This window comes from Thiobacillus denitrificans ATCC 25259, from assembly GCF_000012745.1.
In the GTDB taxonomy this organism is placed as follows: Bacteria; Pseudomonadota; Gammaproteobacteria; order Burkholderiales; family Thiobacillaceae; genus Thiobacillus; species Thiobacillus denitrificans_B.
In genome coordinates this window covers 2,309,883-2,324,353 of the sequence record NC_007404.1, presented here as the reverse complement: position 1 = coordinate 2,324,353, position 14,471 = coordinate 2,309,883, and the positions used below count along the sequence as shown (strand labels likewise).

At 66.2% G+C, this 14,471-nt stretch carries 18 protein-coding genes; 7 read left to right on the top strand and 11 right to left on the bottom strand.

The genetic code is table 11. From position 1 onward, the window contains the following. Window positions 1-134: 134 nt before the first annotated feature. The 8 genes from ligD to TBD_RS11250 all read right to left on the bottom strand — a co-directional run bounded on the left by ligD (window position 135) and on the right by TBD_RS11250 (window position 7,566). Window positions 135-2,675 (bottom strand): DNA ligase D, encoded by a 2,541-nt coding sequence (gene ligD, locus TBD_RS11285; protein WP_011312759.1) that lies wholly within the window; start codon window positions 2,673-2,675, stop codon window positions 135-137. Between the two features lie 3 nt (window positions 2,676-2,678). Further along, on the bottom strand, window positions 2,679-3,578 hold the full coding sequence (locus TBD_RS11280) for a Ku protein (RefSeq protein WP_011312758.1): 900 nt from the start codon (window positions 3,576-3,578) through the stop codon (window positions 2,679-2,681). A gap of 78 nt (window positions 3,579-3,656) precedes the next feature. Next, entirely contained in the window at window positions 3,657-4,025 is a 369-nt protein-coding gene (locus tag TBD_RS11275) for a hypothetical protein (protein ID WP_011312757.1), read from the bottom strand. Between the two features lie 261 nt (window positions 4,026-4,286). After that, the gene (locus TBD_RS11270) at window positions 4,287-4,877 is read right to left on the bottom strand and encodes a hypothetical protein (RefSeq protein ID WP_011312756.1); all 591 of its coding nucleotides are present in this window, start codon (window positions 4,875-4,877) and stop codon (window positions 4,287-4,289) included. Window positions 4,878-4,993: 116 nt separating this feature from the next. Beyond that, window positions 4,994-6,436, bottom strand: coding sequence for a phospholipase D-like domain-containing protein (locus TBD_RS11265; RefSeq protein WP_011312755.1), 1,443 nt, complete (start codon window positions 6,434-6,436; stop codon window positions 4,994-4,996). Between the two features lie 23 nt (window positions 6,437-6,459). Further along, entirely contained in the window at window positions 6,460-6,870 is a 411-nt protein-coding gene (locus TBD_RS11260; protein ID WP_148203052.1) for a hypothetical protein, read from the bottom strand. Continuing rightward, window positions 6,830-7,243: a hypothetical protein gene (locus TBD_RS11255; RefSeq protein WP_011312753.1), complete on the bottom strand. Its 414-nt coding sequence runs from the start codon at window positions 7,241-7,243 to the stop codon at window positions 6,830-6,832. The genes TBD_RS11260 and TBD_RS11255 overlap by 41 nt, the downstream gene beginning before the upstream one ends. Before the next feature lie 23 nt (window positions 7,244-7,266). Continuing rightward, window positions 7,267-7,566: a hypothetical protein gene (locus tag TBD_RS11250; RefSeq protein WP_011312752.1), complete on the bottom strand. Its 300-nt coding sequence runs from the start codon at window positions 7,564-7,566 to the stop codon at window positions 7,267-7,269. 362 nt (window positions 7,567-7,928) lie between these two features. On the opposite strand from TBD_RS11250, the gene TBD_RS14635 reads away from it, so the two are divergent. The 4 genes from TBD_RS14635 (at window position 7,929) to TBD_RS11230 (ending at window position 9,523) form a co-directional block, all read left to right on the top strand. Then, the gene (locus TBD_RS14635; RefSeq protein ID WP_011312751.1) at window positions 7,929-8,102 is read left to right on the top strand and encodes a DUF1328 domain-containing protein; all 174 of its coding nucleotides are present in this window, start codon (window positions 7,929-7,931) and stop codon (window positions 8,100-8,102) included. 133 nt (window positions 8,103-8,235) lie between these two features. Then, entirely contained in the window at window positions 8,236-8,400 is a 165-nt protein-coding gene (locus TBD_RS14630; protein ID WP_041432730.1) for a DUF1328 domain-containing protein, read from the top strand. A 51-nt stretch (window positions 8,401-8,451) separates the two neighbouring features. Further along, on the top strand, window positions 8,452-9,087 hold the full coding sequence (locus tag TBD_RS11235; RefSeq protein WP_011312749.1) for a response regulator: 636 nt from the start codon (window positions 8,452-8,454) through the stop codon (window positions 9,085-9,087). A gap of 49 nt (window positions 9,088-9,136) precedes the next feature. Next, window positions 9,137-9,523: a response regulator gene (locus TBD_RS11230; protein WP_041432728.1), complete on the top strand. Its 387-nt coding sequence runs from the start codon at window positions 9,137-9,139 to the stop codon at window positions 9,521-9,523. Between the two features lies 1 nt (window position 9,524). Here the strand turns inward: TBD_RS11230 and TBD_RS11225 are convergent, their stop codons facing one another. Further along, a complete protein-coding gene (locus TBD_RS11225; RefSeq protein ID WP_011312747.1) occupies window positions 9,525-10,898 on the bottom strand; it encodes a sensor histidine kinase in 1,374 nt (457 codons plus the stop codon). Window positions 10,899-11,072: 174 nt separating this feature from the next. On the opposite strand from TBD_RS11225, the gene TBD_RS11220 reads away from it, so the two are divergent. Together TBD_RS11220 and TBD_RS11215 are read left to right on the top strand one after the other, a co-directional pair. Continuing rightward, window positions 11,073-11,207, top strand: a complete 135-nt coding sequence (locus TBD_RS11220) for an entericidin A/B family lipoprotein (protein ID WP_011312746.1) — start codon at window positions 11,073-11,075, stop codon at window positions 11,205-11,207. A 42-nt stretch (window positions 11,208-11,249) separates the two neighbouring features. After that, window positions 11,250-11,828 carry a ferritin-like domain-containing protein gene (locus tag TBD_RS11215; RefSeq protein ID WP_011312745.1) on the top strand — a complete coding sequence of 193 codons (579 nt, stop codon included), beginning with the start codon at window positions 11,250-11,252 and terminating at the stop codon, window positions 11,826-11,828. Between the two features lie 46 nt (window positions 11,829-11,874). Here TBD_RS11215 and mltA read toward each other — a convergent pair whose 3' ends face one another. Together mltA and apaG are read right to left on the bottom strand one after the other, a co-directional pair. Then, window positions 11,875-13,077: a murein transglycosylase A gene (mltA, locus tag TBD_RS11210; protein WP_011312744.1), complete on the bottom strand. Its 1,203-nt coding sequence runs from the start codon at window positions 13,075-13,077 to the stop codon at window positions 11,875-11,877. A 175-nt stretch (window positions 13,078-13,252) separates the two neighbouring features. Continuing rightward, window positions 13,253-13,636, bottom strand: coding sequence for a Co2+/Mg2+ efflux protein ApaG (apaG, locus tag TBD_RS11205; protein ID WP_011312743.1), 384 nt, complete (start codon window positions 13,634-13,636; stop codon window positions 13,253-13,255). Between the two features lie 105 nt (window positions 13,637-13,741). On the opposite strand from apaG, the gene rpe reads away from it, so the two are divergent. After that, window positions 13,742-14,425 carry a ribulose-phosphate 3-epimerase gene (gene rpe, locus TBD_RS11200; protein WP_011312742.1) on the top strand — a complete coding sequence of 228 codons (684 nt, stop codon included), beginning with the start codon at window positions 13,742-13,744 and terminating at the stop codon, window positions 14,423-14,425. The last annotated feature ends 46 nt before the right edge of the window (window positions 14,426-14,471 follow it).

Here is a 14,471-nt window from a genome sequence, read left to right as displayed (position 1 = left end):
GTCCTTTCGCATCACGGGTTGAAGGAAGATGAGTGGCGACCACATCGGGCGGGCCGAGGGTCGCTCCCCTCTATTTCACGGCGCGGCGCGCGGTGCTTCAAGGGCGATCGGCGCGACGTGTTGTCGGACGCGGCCTATGCCGGCGTTTTCGGAACGTGGCCCAGCGTCTTCATCGCCCGGGTCAGGCTGTGGCTCGAGGCGTCGTAGGCCTCCCACGGCGCGTTGCCGATTTCGAGGCGCGAGTCGATGTTCGGGACCGTCCACTGCGCAGCGCTCGTGAGCGCGTCGAGTTCGCGCCATTCGAGTGGCACCGAGACGCCGAGCCCTGGGCGTGCGCGCACCGACCAGGCGGCGACCGTGGTCGCGCCGAAGCCGTTGCGCAGGTAATCGATGAAGATCTTGCCGACCCGGTTTTTCGGCCCGCTCTTGGCGGCAAAGCGTTGCGGCAGCGTCCTCGCGAGATGGCGCACGATCGCGTGCGAAAAATCCTTGACCGTATCCCAGTCGTGCAGGCGCTTGAGCGGCACGACGATGTGCAGGCCCTTGCCGCCGCTGGTCTTGAGAAACGACGCCAGCCCGAGCTGGGAGAGAAATTCGCGCACGAGGTGGGCGGATTCCTGCACCGTGGTCCAGCCGACGCCCTCGCCGGGATCGAGGTCGAAGGTCATGCGGTCCGGCTTGTCGATCCGGGTCTTGCGCGCGTTCCAGGTATGGAATTCGATCACGTTCATCTGCGCTGCGGTCAGCAGGCCCTCGGCCGCGGCGACCTCGATGAGCGGCGCGTGACCCGGGTCGAGCGTGCGCGGCAGCGTCTTGACGCCGCGCATCTGCGACGCCTCGACGTGCTTCTGGAAAAAGAGCGATCCGCCCACGCCGTCGGGCGCGCGCACCAGCGACACCGGCCGCGCCTTCAGGTGCGGCATCATCAGCGGGGCGACCCGCGCGTAGTAGGCGATGAGCGCGAGCTTGGTGGTGCCGCTCGCCTTGTCGACCACGCGCTCCGGGTGCGAGACCTTCAGATCGGCCGGCAGGCGCGGGGCGGCGGCCGCCGCGGCAACGGGTTCCTCGCGGACGACGCTGGCCGCGCGCTTGTCGAGCCGCAGCCCCTCGAACACCGCGTGGCGGATCCGGCCGCTCTTGGTCCATTCGCCGAACGACACCTCGGCGACAAGTTTGGGGTCGACCCAGTGCGGCTTGCCCGCGATGCCCGTCGCGTCGACGAACGGGCTCGTGTCGCGCGCGTGCGCCGCGAGTTTTTTCCTGAGATCGCCGAGCGTGCCGTGGTCGAAGCCGGTGCCGACGTTGCCGGCGTAGACGAGTTCGCCGCGCGCGTCGTGCACGCCGAGCAGCAGCGAGCCGAGCCCGGGCCGGGAGCCGCGCGGATCGGTGTAGCCGCCGATCACGAATTCCTGGCGCCGCGTGCACTTGAGCTTGAGCCAGTCGGTCGAGCGGCGCGAGACGTAGGGCGCGTCGCGGCGCTTCGCGATCACGCCCTCGAGCCCCATCTTGCAGGCTGATGCGAGGATGTCGCGCGGCGCTGCGTCGAAGCTTTCACTCAAGCGCAGCGCGTCGCTGTGCGGCGTGTCGAGCAAGCCCGCGAGCAGCGCCTTGCGCGCGACGAGCGGCGCCGCGCGCAGGTCGTAACCGTCGTAGAACGGCAGGTCGAAGACGTAGTAGACGATGGCGTCCGCGCGCGCCTGGTCGAAGGCGTTCTGCAGCGCCTGGAAGTCCGGCACGCCGGCCGCGTTCGGTACGACGACCTCGCCGTCGAGCCAGCCGGGCCGCAGCCCGGCCGCTTCGATCGCCTTGACCAGCGGCGCGAGCCTGTGGCTCCAGTCGTTGCCGTTGCGCGTGAACAGGCGGACCGTCTTGTCGATGCGCGCGAGCATGCGATAGCCGTCGAACTTTACCTCGTAGACCCAGCCGTCGCCGTCGTCCGGCGGCTTGTCGGCGAGCGTCGCGAGCTGGGGGGCCAGCGTCGCCGGCAGCGCGCTTTTCACCGCGCCCTCGACGGCCGCCGCGCCCGCTTTTTCCGTGGCCTTCGCCGCGCGCGCCTTGCGCGGGCGCGGCGTTTCGCCTGCACGCCGCCGCGGCGCCGCGGCCTTCGTCACGGCCGCGGCGTCGTCCTTGTCCGCGACGCTGTCGGGCAGGGCGTCGACGACGCTGTAGTCGGCGGCGGGGCGCGCATGTTCGTCCTTTTCCTTGATCAGGAGCCAGGGCTCCTTGGCTTCGCCTTTACCCTTCATGCGCACGAGCGCCCACCGCCCCTGCAGCTTGTGACCGTGGAGTTCGAATTTGAGATGGCCTTCCTCGTAGCCGCGGCGCGGATCGACGAGCGGAACCCAGGTGCCTTTGTCCCAGATGATGACCTTGCCGGCGCCGTATTGCCTGGGCGGGATCGTCCCCTCGAACGCGTTGTAGGCGATCGGGTGGTCCTCGACGTGCACGGCCATGCGCTTGTCCGCGGGGTCGAGGCTCGGCCCCTTCGGTACGGCCCAGCTTTTCATGCTGCCGTCGAGTTCGAGCCGGAAGTCGTAATGCAGTCGCGTCGCCCAGTGTTTCTGCACGACGAACGAGCGCGCCGCCTCATTGGCCTGGCCGCCCGACACTGGCTCCGGGCTGATCGAAAAATCGCGTTTCTCGGTGTAGGTGGAAAGCGGGTCGCGCTTGGCCATTGGTTACGCGGCCTTGCGCTTGCCGCCCGACTTGGTCGGCGTCTTCGCACCCGCGCGGGCCTTGGGCGTGGCGCGCGCCGAAGGCTGTTTGTCCTGCTTCGCCTTGCTCAGGCTGCGCTGCAGCAGTTCGGTGAGGTCGTAGATCGTGGCGCCGGCCGGTTCGTGCTCGCGCGCTTCGATCGGCGCGACCGATTCGAGTTTGCCGGCTTGTGCCTTCGCCTCGACGAGCTGCAGGATCTGCTCCTTGAACGAGTCGCGGGTCGCGGCCGGATCCCAGGGGGCGCTCATGTCCTCGACGAGCTGCTCACCGATGCGCATTTCCTTGTCGCTCACGCCGGCCGCCTTGATGCCTTCCGCCGGCAGATCGAGGGCGTCGTAGCCGCGTATCTTGTCGCCCCAGCGCAGCAGGTTGAGGACCATGACCGGGCCATAGGGCATCAGCGCCGCGAGATGCTGCTTGCTCTGGATGACGACGCGCGCGATGCCCACCTTGCCGGTCTTGCGCAGGATCTCGCGCAGCAGGGCGTAGACCTTCGCGCCCTTGTTGATCGGCGCGACGTAGTAGGGTCGATCGAGGTAGATGAAGGGGATGTCCGCGGCCGGCGCGAAGGTCTCGATCTCTATCGTCTGCGTCGTCTTCGGGTAGGCTGCGGCAATCTCTTCGGGCGACAGCACGACGTAGCGGCCGTCCTCGTACTCGATGCCCTTGACGATGTTCTCGCGCGAAATCTCCTTGCCGGTGCGCTTGTTGACGCGCTTGTAGCCGACCGGATCCATGCTGCGCTTGTCGAGCCAGTCGAAGTCGAGTCCCTGCTCGGTGGTCGCGGTGTAGAGGGCGATCGGAATGTGTACCAGGCCGAAACTGATGGCGCCTTTCCAGAGCGTTCGTGGGCTTGTCGCCATGCTTCACCTCCGGTCGTCAAAAACGTGGATCCAGACTCTTTCGAGCCACCCGCAGGCCGGGCGTTCCGCGGCCTGCGCTCAGGTCACGCGGCGGAGCGGGCGCGCCCAGGGCAGCGGCGTGGGCGCCGGCGTCGCCGCTGGAATGCGCTCCCACTGGGCGGCCGGCGGGAGGAAGCGGACCTGGATCGTCTTCTGCGGCGCTTCGCGCGGCACGGCCGGTGGCGTGATGGTCGCCGGCGCGCCCTCGTGCACTGCGTCGCCGCCTGTCGGGATCCGCGTGTCGACGGGCGTGAGGTCGTCGGCCTCGGCGCGTGTCAGGAGCACGGCCGCGCCCCAGACCAGCGCGGCAAGAAAGGCCGATACGATGACGCCGATCAGGATCCAGGACGGATGGAATTTGCGCGTCTGGGTCAGATTCTCGAACCAATTCCGCAGCCAGCTAGCCATTTTTTCCCTCCTTTCGCAGGCGAAAGGCCCTCGGAGGCGAGCGCGCAGAGGCCGCGCGCAAGTGGCGACGCGCCGGGCCGTGGGGGCTGCTCCGTATGTTTGTCATTATCGGTCGCACCGGAACCCACCCTTCCACAACCCGGCGCGACGTACGGTCCCTCGGATATTAGCCGGGGCGCGTCTTCGCAGCCGTCAGGCGCGGGTGGAGGCGGATGTAGGAGACGTCCGAAGCGGCGTGACGGTAGCGCCGCCGCGTCGGACTCAGGGGCGTGGGGCGGCGGAGGGGATCAGCTTGCGCGGGGCGAGCGGGTCGAAATCAACCCAGTCGCCGTTCTGCAGCGTGCCCTGCGCCTCTTCGAGTTCATCGGCCTGGGCGCCGAGAACCTCGACGGCAGTTTGACGCTCGTCGGCCGTGTCGACCGCGACCGCGAGCATGATGCCGGCCTTGCGCGTGTCCGCGGCGGCGGCACGTGGGGCCCGCTCGGGCGGCGGACTTGCGGCTTCCTCGGACTCTTCCATGTGCTTGAGCGCGCCGACGAGCGAACCCGTGTAGGCGCCGACGGCCGCACCGAACAGCGGCGCGGCCGGACCGAGAACCGGAATGGTCGCCGCACCGACGAGCGTGCCGGCGCCGACGCCGCCCACCGCGCCGCGTACCGCCCCGCTCTTGGCGTCGTGGGTGCCGGGCGATTCATTCTCGTCGCCACCGATCGGGTAGGTCGCGTGTTGTCCCTGCGGGTTGAAGTAAAAGAGGCCCAGTTCGGCGGCCGGAAAGCCGGCCCGCAGCAATTCGCGTGCGGCGTTGTCCGCGTCGGTCTGCTGGCCGTAGTGGCCGACGATCAGCGTTTTCATGTCTCTCTCCTTACTGTTCTGGCCCGGAAGGGGCCGCTTGTAATTCGGCGCGACTCGAATTCGTCGCCGCGTTGGCGATTAAGTTCCGTTCCCGCGTTCTCCGAGGCGCTCGCGATCTACAGCCAGTACTCGAAGCGCCGGGCGATCCATTCCTGCATGCGGATGTGCAGCGCGCGACGACGCCATTTCTCGAGGTCGATCTTTTCCGATGCCGCCCGGTCGCGCACGAACATCGCGTCGAGCTGGCGGGCGAAGTCGGTTCCGAGCACGACCGCGTTGAGCTCGTCGTTGTGAAGAAAGCTGCGCCAGTCGAGGTTGGTCGAACCGATCGTCGACCAGACGCCGTCGACCGACGCGGTCTTGGCGTGCAGCACGGTACCGTGGCGTTCGTAGATCTTCACGCCGGCGTCGAGCAGTTCGTCGTAGTGCGAGCGTCCGGCGTGGAACACGGCCCACGAGTCGGTCCGGCTCGGCAGGATGATCTGCACGTCGACGCCGCGCCGGGACGCGGCGGCGAGCGCCCGGCGCAATTGCGGGTCGGGGACGAAATACGCGTTGGTCAGGCGGATGCTGCGCTCGGCGTGTTCGATCGCCGAGAGCAGCGTCAGATAGATCGGGCTGTCGCCCTCGTCGGCTTCGCTCGCGATCGCGCGCACGATTTCGTTGCCTTGGCGCGCGAGCTTGGGGAAATACGCGCGCGCGGGCAGCGGCGGGCCTTTCTGCCGCGCCCAGGTGTCGAGAAACAGCTTCTGGAATTCGGCGACGGCAGGACCGTCGACCTGCAGATGCGTGTCGCGCCATCCCTCCGATTCACGGTCCTTGGCTTTTTTCTTGCTCGGGCGCGACAGCGAGCCGCTCGAATAGGTCTCGCTGATGTTGATCCCGCCGAGAAAAGCCGTCTTGCCGTCGACGACGAGCAGCTTCCGGTGATCGCGGTTGTTGAGCCGCCATTTCTTCTTCTTGAGCTTGGCCGGGTTGACCGGATTGAATTCGAGCACGCGCATGCCGGCGTCGCGCAGCCGCTGGAAGAAAGCGGGCGGCGTGTCGATCGAGCCGACACTGTCGTAGATGATGTTGACCTGCACGCCGGCAGCCTGTTTCTCGAGCAGCAGGCGCGCGAAGGTCTCGCCGGTCTGCCCCGCCTCGAAAATATAGGTCTGCAGGTTGACGTGATCGCGAGCGCTGCGGATCGCGGCGAACATCGCGCGGTAGGTCGCCGGCCCGTCCTGCAGCAACGTCAGCCGGTTGCCGACGACGAGCGGGCTGTCGCGATTGACCGCTTCCTCGAGCGCGAGGTGGCGCAGCAGGATCGCGCTGTCGCCGCCGTCGCGCTTGAGCTCGGCGAAGATCGCCGCGTTGCGGCGTGCCGAAACCGGGCCGCGAGCGGACTCGAAATTGACCGGCGGACTGGCGACTGGACCCGCCGCGAGACGCGGCGCCTCGGGCAGGGTGGCGCAGGCGCAGAGCGGCGCCGCGCAACAAGCGATCAGGATTCTTGTCAGGCCCGCGATCCCGCCGCGACTGCGTCGCGGGATGGGTGAGGGGCTCGGATGCGGCATCGCGTATCCCCGCCCTCACGCGATTACGGCGGTGGACTGCTGTCCTCGGCGGCGGCCGCCGCGTTGAGCCGTTCCAGCCAGCTGCGACCCGACGACAGCGATACCTTGACGACCTCGCGGGCGACGGCACCCGCGATCAGCGACCCGCCGAGCGTGCGCCAGAGGTTGCCGCGCGCGAGCAGTGCGCCGACCACGGCGGCACCGCCGATGGCGGCGTAGGGGTGCTTGCGCACGAGCCGACGTGCGAGCGGCGCGGCGATCTCGACGAAGTCGGACACGCCGTCGAGCGAGTGCTTTTCCTGCTCCCGCTGTGCCAGACGCTGGCGCAGCACGTCGCGGTTCTGCTGCAGTGCGCTCTCGGCGTCGCCAAACGCCGGCGCTGCGACGGACGCGTCATGATCTTGGTTGTAGTTTTGGTTCATGGGCTGGTTCATGGGTCCGCTCCTTGAGGCTGAATAAGCGCATGTCCTGCGCGACCTGCTCGCGGACGCGTGGAAATATTTCCGATTCCGGCCGCGGGTGACGCAGGCGCCAAGCTGCAACGAGTGCGACGAGCGCGGGCGCGACGGGGACGGCCCACAACAGCCAGTGGGCCACGCCGGTCACGGCGAACATCATCAACGCCACGCCGCCGAACAGCACGGCGAAAAATCCGCCGCCGACGAGGGCGGCGAGATTCACCAGGCGGCGCACCTGCTTGGTTCGCCACCATGCCGCGTCCTGTTTGAACAACACGGCGTAGGCTTTGACGTACCCGGTGAACAGGCCGGGCTCCTCGAGCATCGCGCGCACGAGCGGTGGCAACATGGCAGGCCGCCTAGGGTCGTCGATCAGTGCGTGTGGTGGCTCTTGCTGAGCAGGCCGGCGAGCATCGCGATCGCCGCGCCCGCCGCCGCGGCCATCAGCAGGGCTTTCAAGGGCTGCTGCTGGATGTAATGGGCGGCCTGATCGGTCGTGTGATGGATCGCTTCGCGCGCACGCGCCGTGCTGCTGCGGATCGCGTCGCTGCCGCGAGCGGCGAGGTCTTCGGCGCTCGCGCGAACCTCCTCGAGCGAGCGGCGGGCGTGTTCGGCCGCGGGGTCGCCGGTGCTCACGCCGCCGGCCGGATTTTCAGTGTTCCATGGGTCCATGTGATTCTCCTATGTGGTCTTGGCAGACTGGTTTTGCGGACGGTGCCGGACACGCGCCGGGCACAGCTTCAGTCTAGGAAACGTACAGGCGGGTACACAGGAGAGTCGACCGCGGCTCGGTGTCCGTCACGTTGCCAAGCCGCTGTAGGTGGTCCCCTACATCGTTCGTACAGTCCAATCGGACGACACTTACGCGACAAGACAGCGTTGACCGAGTCCGATCGCGGTCGTCTCCGACATTCATGGCGTGACGCGTAGGCAATGATGCGATCAGATGGGCAGGCGGGTACGGTACCGCATACGCCGCCGAAGGCGGAAGTATCGGCCCCCCAGGTCTGCCGTCATTTGGAAGGAGATGCGTCATGCTGAAATGGGCACTGGTGTTTTTCGTCATCTCGTTGATTGCCGGATTTTTCGGCTTTACCGGGGTGGCTTCCGGCGCGGCCGCCATCGCCAAGATCCTGTTCTACATTGCCGTTGCACTGTTCCTGCTGTTCCTGGTTCTCGGTGTGTTCGCGGTCAAAAGCATCAAGTAGCTCAGGTGTGTGTAGGCGGAATCCCACAAACGGGCCCGGCTCAGGCTGATGGCTCACGCTTGCCATGTGTTTAGTCTTTGAGACACGGCAGATCTGATCGGCACTCATCCCCAGGTCTATCGAGGAGAATTTGATGTTGTACTATGCGTTGGTATTCTTCATCATCGCCATTGTGGCGGCCGTGTTCGGGTTCTCCGGAATCGCGGCAGGTGCGGTAGGCATCGCAAAGATTCTTTTTGTCGTCTTTCTAATAATGGCAATCGCGACGTTCGTGGTGAACCTGCTGCGTGGGCGCTAGCAGGCGCGAAAATACCGGATCGATCGTAGCGGCATTGCCACGGAGCGCTACATGATTCAGGTTGCCATCGTCGATGACCATCAAATCGTCCGGACCGGCTTTCGCGAGCTTCTCGGCGACGATTCCGCGATTCGCATCAGTTTCGAGGCCGCGGATGGCGACGAGGCGCTTGCGCAGTTGCGGACCGCGCCCTGCGACGTGCTGCTGCTCGACATTTCCCTCCCCGGGAAAAGTGGGGTCGACGTGCTGAGAACGATCAGGCAGCGTCATCCTGACGTCAAGGTACTGATCCTGAGCGGCTTTCCCGAGGAAAGCTATGCGCTCGCAATGATCAAGAACGGCGCCAACGGCTACCTGTGCAAGGACTGCGAACAGGAAGACCTGCTGCGGGCGATCCACACCGTTTCCAATGGGCGGCGCTACGTTTCCGCGCGCACAGCCGAGTTGCTCGCCGAAGAAATGAGCGGCGAGCGGCGCGGGGTGCTGCACGAAGCCTTGTCGGACCGCGAGCTTCAGGTGTTTCTCAGGCTCGCGCGCGGCGAGTCGGTGTCCGACATTGCCTCGCAACTCCACCTCAGCGTCAAAACCATCAGTACCTATCGCTCGCGCGTGACCGAAAAGCTCAACGTCGCGAGCAATGCGGAACTTGCGACCTATGCATTACGACACGGACTCATTGCAGAATAAGCCGGCTCACAATGAGTTCTCGGCTCGGCTCTCGCCCTCGCATCCCGACATGCTGAAGATCTTCCTGATCGAGGATTCGCTGCTGCTCCAGGAATTGCTCGGCAGCATGCTGAGCGAGCTCGACGGCGTGGAGTACGTCGGGTGCGCCGACGGCGAGGCCGAAGCCCTGCGCCGGCTCGCCGAGAACCCCGTCGACCTCGTGATCATCGACGTCGAGCTCAAGCAGGGCAGCGGGATCGGCGTGCTCGACGCGCTGCAGACCGATTCGGATCGCTACGGCACGCCGCGCAAGGTCGTGCTGACCAACTACGGGCACACCACGATGCGCCAGCGCTGCGAGCGCTTCGGCATGGATGCCTTCTTCGACAAGTCCCTGCACATCAACCAGCTCCTGGATTACGTCGCGGCCGCCGCGCACGACAAGTCCGCGCACTGACTCAGAGCGGCAGCATCACGCTGATCGCCACGCCTTTTCCCGGCGCCGTACGAATATCGAGTTGGCCGCCGTGGTCGAACACCCGATGCTTGATTCCCGCGAGACCGTGGCGCGCGACTTTCGGCGAATGCGGGTCGAAGCCGACGCCGTCGTCCGTGATCGACAACTCGACCGCGTCGCTCTTCGTCCGTAGTGCGATATGTACGTGCTTCGCCTGGGCGTATTTGCGCACATTGGTGAGCGCTTCCTGGACGATGCGAAAAAGGCTCAATGACACCTCTTCGGAGAGTTCGGGGCAGTCTTCCGGAAGTTCCGCGGTGATATCCGCCTCGCCGTCCTCGCGGAACTCGGCGACCAGCGACTTGAGGGCCTCGATCAGCCCGAGGTCATAGAGCAGCGCAGGACGCAGGTTGTTCGTGATCCGTCGCTTGAGCGTGATCCCCCCGACCAGGCTTTGGCGCAGACGCGTGAGCCGCTGCTCGACGAGGGCGCGCATTTCCGGCGGCAGCTTGCGCTCGATCCAGTCCGCGTCGAGCTTGGCCGCGGTGAGCAGGGCGCCGAGTTCGTCGTGCAGTTCGCGCGCGAGATGCAGTTTCTCGCTCTCGCGCACGTCCGTGAGGTAGGTCGCAAGATTCGTCAATTCGGCCGTGCGCAGCTGGACCTCGTGATCGAGCCGTTCGTTTTCCGCTTCGAGCAGGTGACGAATCCTGGCTTGCAGCTCCTGCTTCTTCTGCTGCTGCGAGATCGTCAGCAACAGCAGCAGCAAGGAGGCAATCGCGAGCAGGACCGTGCTCACGCGCGCCATCTCGAAGCCGCTGACCGACTGGCGGACGTTCTGCAGGTTGTCGGTGAGCAGATCGACTTTGATCTTGTTGTGTTGCTGGAGGTAGGCGTCCATCGCCAGCGTGCCTTCCTCGAACCAAGTTTTCTTCGCCGGAAGGCCGCTTTCGAGGTGGCGCGTCGTGATTTCCTGGCGCGCGGCGACGCCGTGCGCGAGCTGTACCAGGCGGGCGGTGTCGGAGCGCGATTCCGTGACGTGGTCGCGCTCGATCACGCGCAGGATGTCCTGGATCAGGGGCACGGTCGCGCGATAGGAATCGAGCTGCGACTGACTGCCGGTCAGCGCGTAGCCGCGCGTCGCCGACTGCGCATGGAGCAGGAGCTGGCTCAGGCGGTCGAGATGGTCGGCGCGTTGGTTGGCGACGCCGAATTGCTTGAGCGCGGTGAGGCCCGCCGAGGCCTGCATGTAGCTCGCGACGAGCATGCCGATCAGCAGCGCCATGCCGGCTGCAAGATACAAATGCGTGCTGACGCGCAAATCCTCGGATGGCCGCGGCAGCGCGTGAATAGGGGGGCGGGCGGAGGCGTTGGGCATGATCGATAGCGTAACGCGAATGGTCGTTTGTTATTGCAGGAATCTTCCGACAGGTCAATCCGCGCGCACTGACAGATGGCGCCCGGGCCGGCGCTTAGGATGGATTCGTCATCCGGCGTGTGCCAAAGCGCCCCGCTTGTGACGCATTCAGTCATGAAACCCTAGGAGAAAACCATGAAAAAGCTTCTTGCACTGTTGATGTCGTCGTTCTTTGTCGTCCTGGCGGGCTGCAACACGATGGAAGGCGCGGGCAAGGATATCGAGAGCGGTGGCGAAAAGATTCAGGACGCCGCTGACCGCGACAAGTAATCCGCAAACGCTGTCCGTTCATTTCAACCCGAGGAGCAACTCATGAATGACACCGCGCGCCCGGCGGCGGGTACCGGCAAGGCGGAAGGGAGCACGGCCGCAGGCGGATTTCTGACCGACGTCGCGACGCTGCGGGCGCGCGCCCGCCAGCACATCGAAGCGGGCGCGGTGACCGGGGACTACGGCCTCAAGGCCGAGGCCGCGGTCGGGTTGCTCAACGCCGCCCTGGCGACCGAACTCGTCTGCACGCTGCGGTATCGCCAGCATGCGTTCGTCGCCAAGGGCATCAATTCCGAGCCGATCGCGCAGGAGTTTCTCGTCCACTCGAACGAGGAACTTGCCCACGCCGACCTGCTCGCCAAGCGCATCGTGCAACTCGGCGGTGCGCCCGAATTCAATCCGGAGTGCCTGACCTCGCTGTCCCACGCCGAATACGTGACGAGCGCGTCGCTCGAGGACATGATTCGCGAAAACCTGGTCGCGGAACGGATCGCGATCGAGAGCTACCGCGAAATGGTGCGTTATTTCGGCGAGCACGATCCGACGACGCGCGCCATGCTCGAAGGCATCCTCGCGATGGAGGAGGACCACGCCGACGAGCTGGCGGACTTGCTGCACTGAGTCCGCGCAGTCGCGCGATCCGGCCGGCGTTGTCGTTCCGAGCCGGTTAGCGCCGCAGCTCGGCTGCGGTCTCGATTGCCGTACGCGGCAGCAATACCCACATCCGGCCGCGCTGCTTCATGCGGCCCGCTTGTTCCCCGGCCGCCGTGCCGAACCCCCAGAAGAAATCCGCGCGCACGCCGCCGCGAATCGCACCGCCCGTGTCCTGTGCCATGACCAGCCGGTTTAGCGGAACGCTCGAGTTCGGCTCGGTCGTCGCGAGAAAGACCGGCGCGCCGAGTGGAATGAAGCGCGGGTCGACCGCGATGGAGCGCCCGCCCGTGAGCGGCACACCGAGCGCGCCGAGGGGCCCCTCAGTGCCGTTCGGCAACTCGCGGAAGAAGACGTAGCTCGGATTGCTGGCGAGAAGTTCGGGCAGCTTCTCGGGATTTTTCGCGCCCCAGTTCTTGATTCCCTGCATCGAAGCCTCTTCGAGCTTGAGTTCGCCGCGTTCGACCAGGAGCTTGCCGATCGAGCGGTAGGGGTGGCCGTTCTGGTCCGCATAGCCGACGCGCAAGTGCGAACCGTCGGGCAATTCGATGCGGCCTGACCCCTGGATCTGCAGAAAGAACAGGTCGACCGGGTCTTCGGCCCAGGCGATCGGCCTGCCGCGGAAGCCCCCGTTGTCGCCGCCCGTGGTGATCTCGCCACGCGACGGGTAGGGCACGACCTTTTTCCCGACCAGACGTCCGCGCAGCCGCAGGTTCTTCAACTCGGGGTAGACGCTCGCCAGTTCGACCGCGACGAGATCGTCGGGCGCGGCGTAGAGCGGGTAGCGCGCGCGTTGGGTGCGCACGCGGTCGCCCTTGAGCAGCGGTTCGTAGTAGCCGGTTACGAGCCCTTCGGCGCTGCCGTCCTCCTGGCGCGCTTCGTGGGGCTGGAAGCGCTGCTCGAAAAAGGCGCGGGCAGCGGCCGCGTCGGGCGTGGGCATGGCCGCGGCGTCGGCGCAGACCGCCTGCCACGCCGGACGCTTGCCGAGCGCGCTGCAGCTTTGCAGGAACGCGCCCCAGGCTTCTTCGGCGCTGTCGCTCTGCCAGGAAGTGACCGCCGACCAGTCGGCCGGAACGAGCGTTGGCAGCAGGGGCGCGGCCACCGGCGGGACGGGTTGCGGTGCTTGCGCGGGCGGCGGGACCTCGGGCGCGGGAGGACGGACCGCGCACGCCGAAAGCAGCAGCGCGACCAGCCACGGACTTGCGCGTAGTGGCGTCACGGGTGAATATCGTTCACGGCAGGAAAAACGAGCGCCGAGTATAGCAAGCGAGGAGGACGACTCATGGAGAGCCAGGGCTTGGGCTGGCTGGTGCTGGAAGCCGGGATTGCGCTGGGACTGCTCGCTTTCATCGTCTGGTGGACCATGAAGAAATAAGCCCCGTGCGCCAGCGGCGTCAGTGCAGCACGCGCGGCATGGCCAGCGTGAAGCGGGGAATCTCGGCGTCGAACTTGTTGCCGTCCTCGGCCACCATCTGATAGCTGCCCTGCATGGTTCCGACCGGCGTCGCGAGCGCTGCCCCGCTGCTGTATTCGAAGGTCTCGCCGGGGCGCAGCAGCGGCTGCTCGCCGACGACGCCGAGGCCCTTGACTTCCTGCACGACGTCGTCGGCGTCGGTGATCACCCAGTGACGCGAGATCAGCTGCGCGGCGACCGTGCCGACGTTTTCGATCGTGATGGTGTAGGCGAACACGTAACGGTCGGCCGACGGGTCGCTCTGCTCCGCCAGATAAGCCGTGTTGACGCTGATGTTTATCTGGTATTTCTTGCCTTCGGCCACGGTTGTGCTGGGCTCCGCTCGACGGGATGGATCGCCGAGTGTAACGCAATGGGCCGGTGCACTTAAGCTAAAATGCGGGGTCGACAAAAATTCCGGAGCTCCCCCATGACGTACCGCATCGCCCCGTCCATTCTGTCCGCCAACTTCGCCCGCCTAGGCGAGGAGGTCGACAACGTGCTCGCGTCCGGCGCCGACATCGTTCATTTCGATGTCATGGACAACCATTACGTGCCCAACCTCACGATCGGCCCGCTGGTGTGCGAAGCGCTGCGCAAGCACGGCGTCACCGCACCGATCGACGTGCATCTCATGGTCAAGCCGGTCGACCGCATCATTCCCGACTTCGCCAAGGCCGGCGCGACCTACATCACCTTCCACCCCGAAGCGTCGGAGCACATCGACCGCACCATCGGACTGATCAAGGAAAACGGCTGCAAGGCCGGCCTCGTCTTCAACCCCGCGACGCCGCTCGACGTGCTCGAATACACGCTCGACAAGCTCGACATGGTGCTCCTGATGAGCGTGAACCCTGGCTTCGGCGGGCAGAAGTTCATCCCCTATGTGCTCGACAAGGCGCGCGCCGTGCGCAAGATGATCGACGACCGCGGCCTCGACGTGAGCCTCGAGATCGACGGCGGCGTGGGCCCGGCCAACATCGCCGAAGTCGCGCGCGCCGGCGTCGACACCTTCGTCGCCGGCTCGGCCGTGTTCGGCGCGGCCAAAGAGGGCGACCCGCAGCGCTATAACAGCATCATCGCCGCGATGCGCGCGGAGTTGGCGAAAGTGTAAAACCGCAGGGGCCAGGATTCGGGGGTCAGGGGTCGGGGGGCTTTGT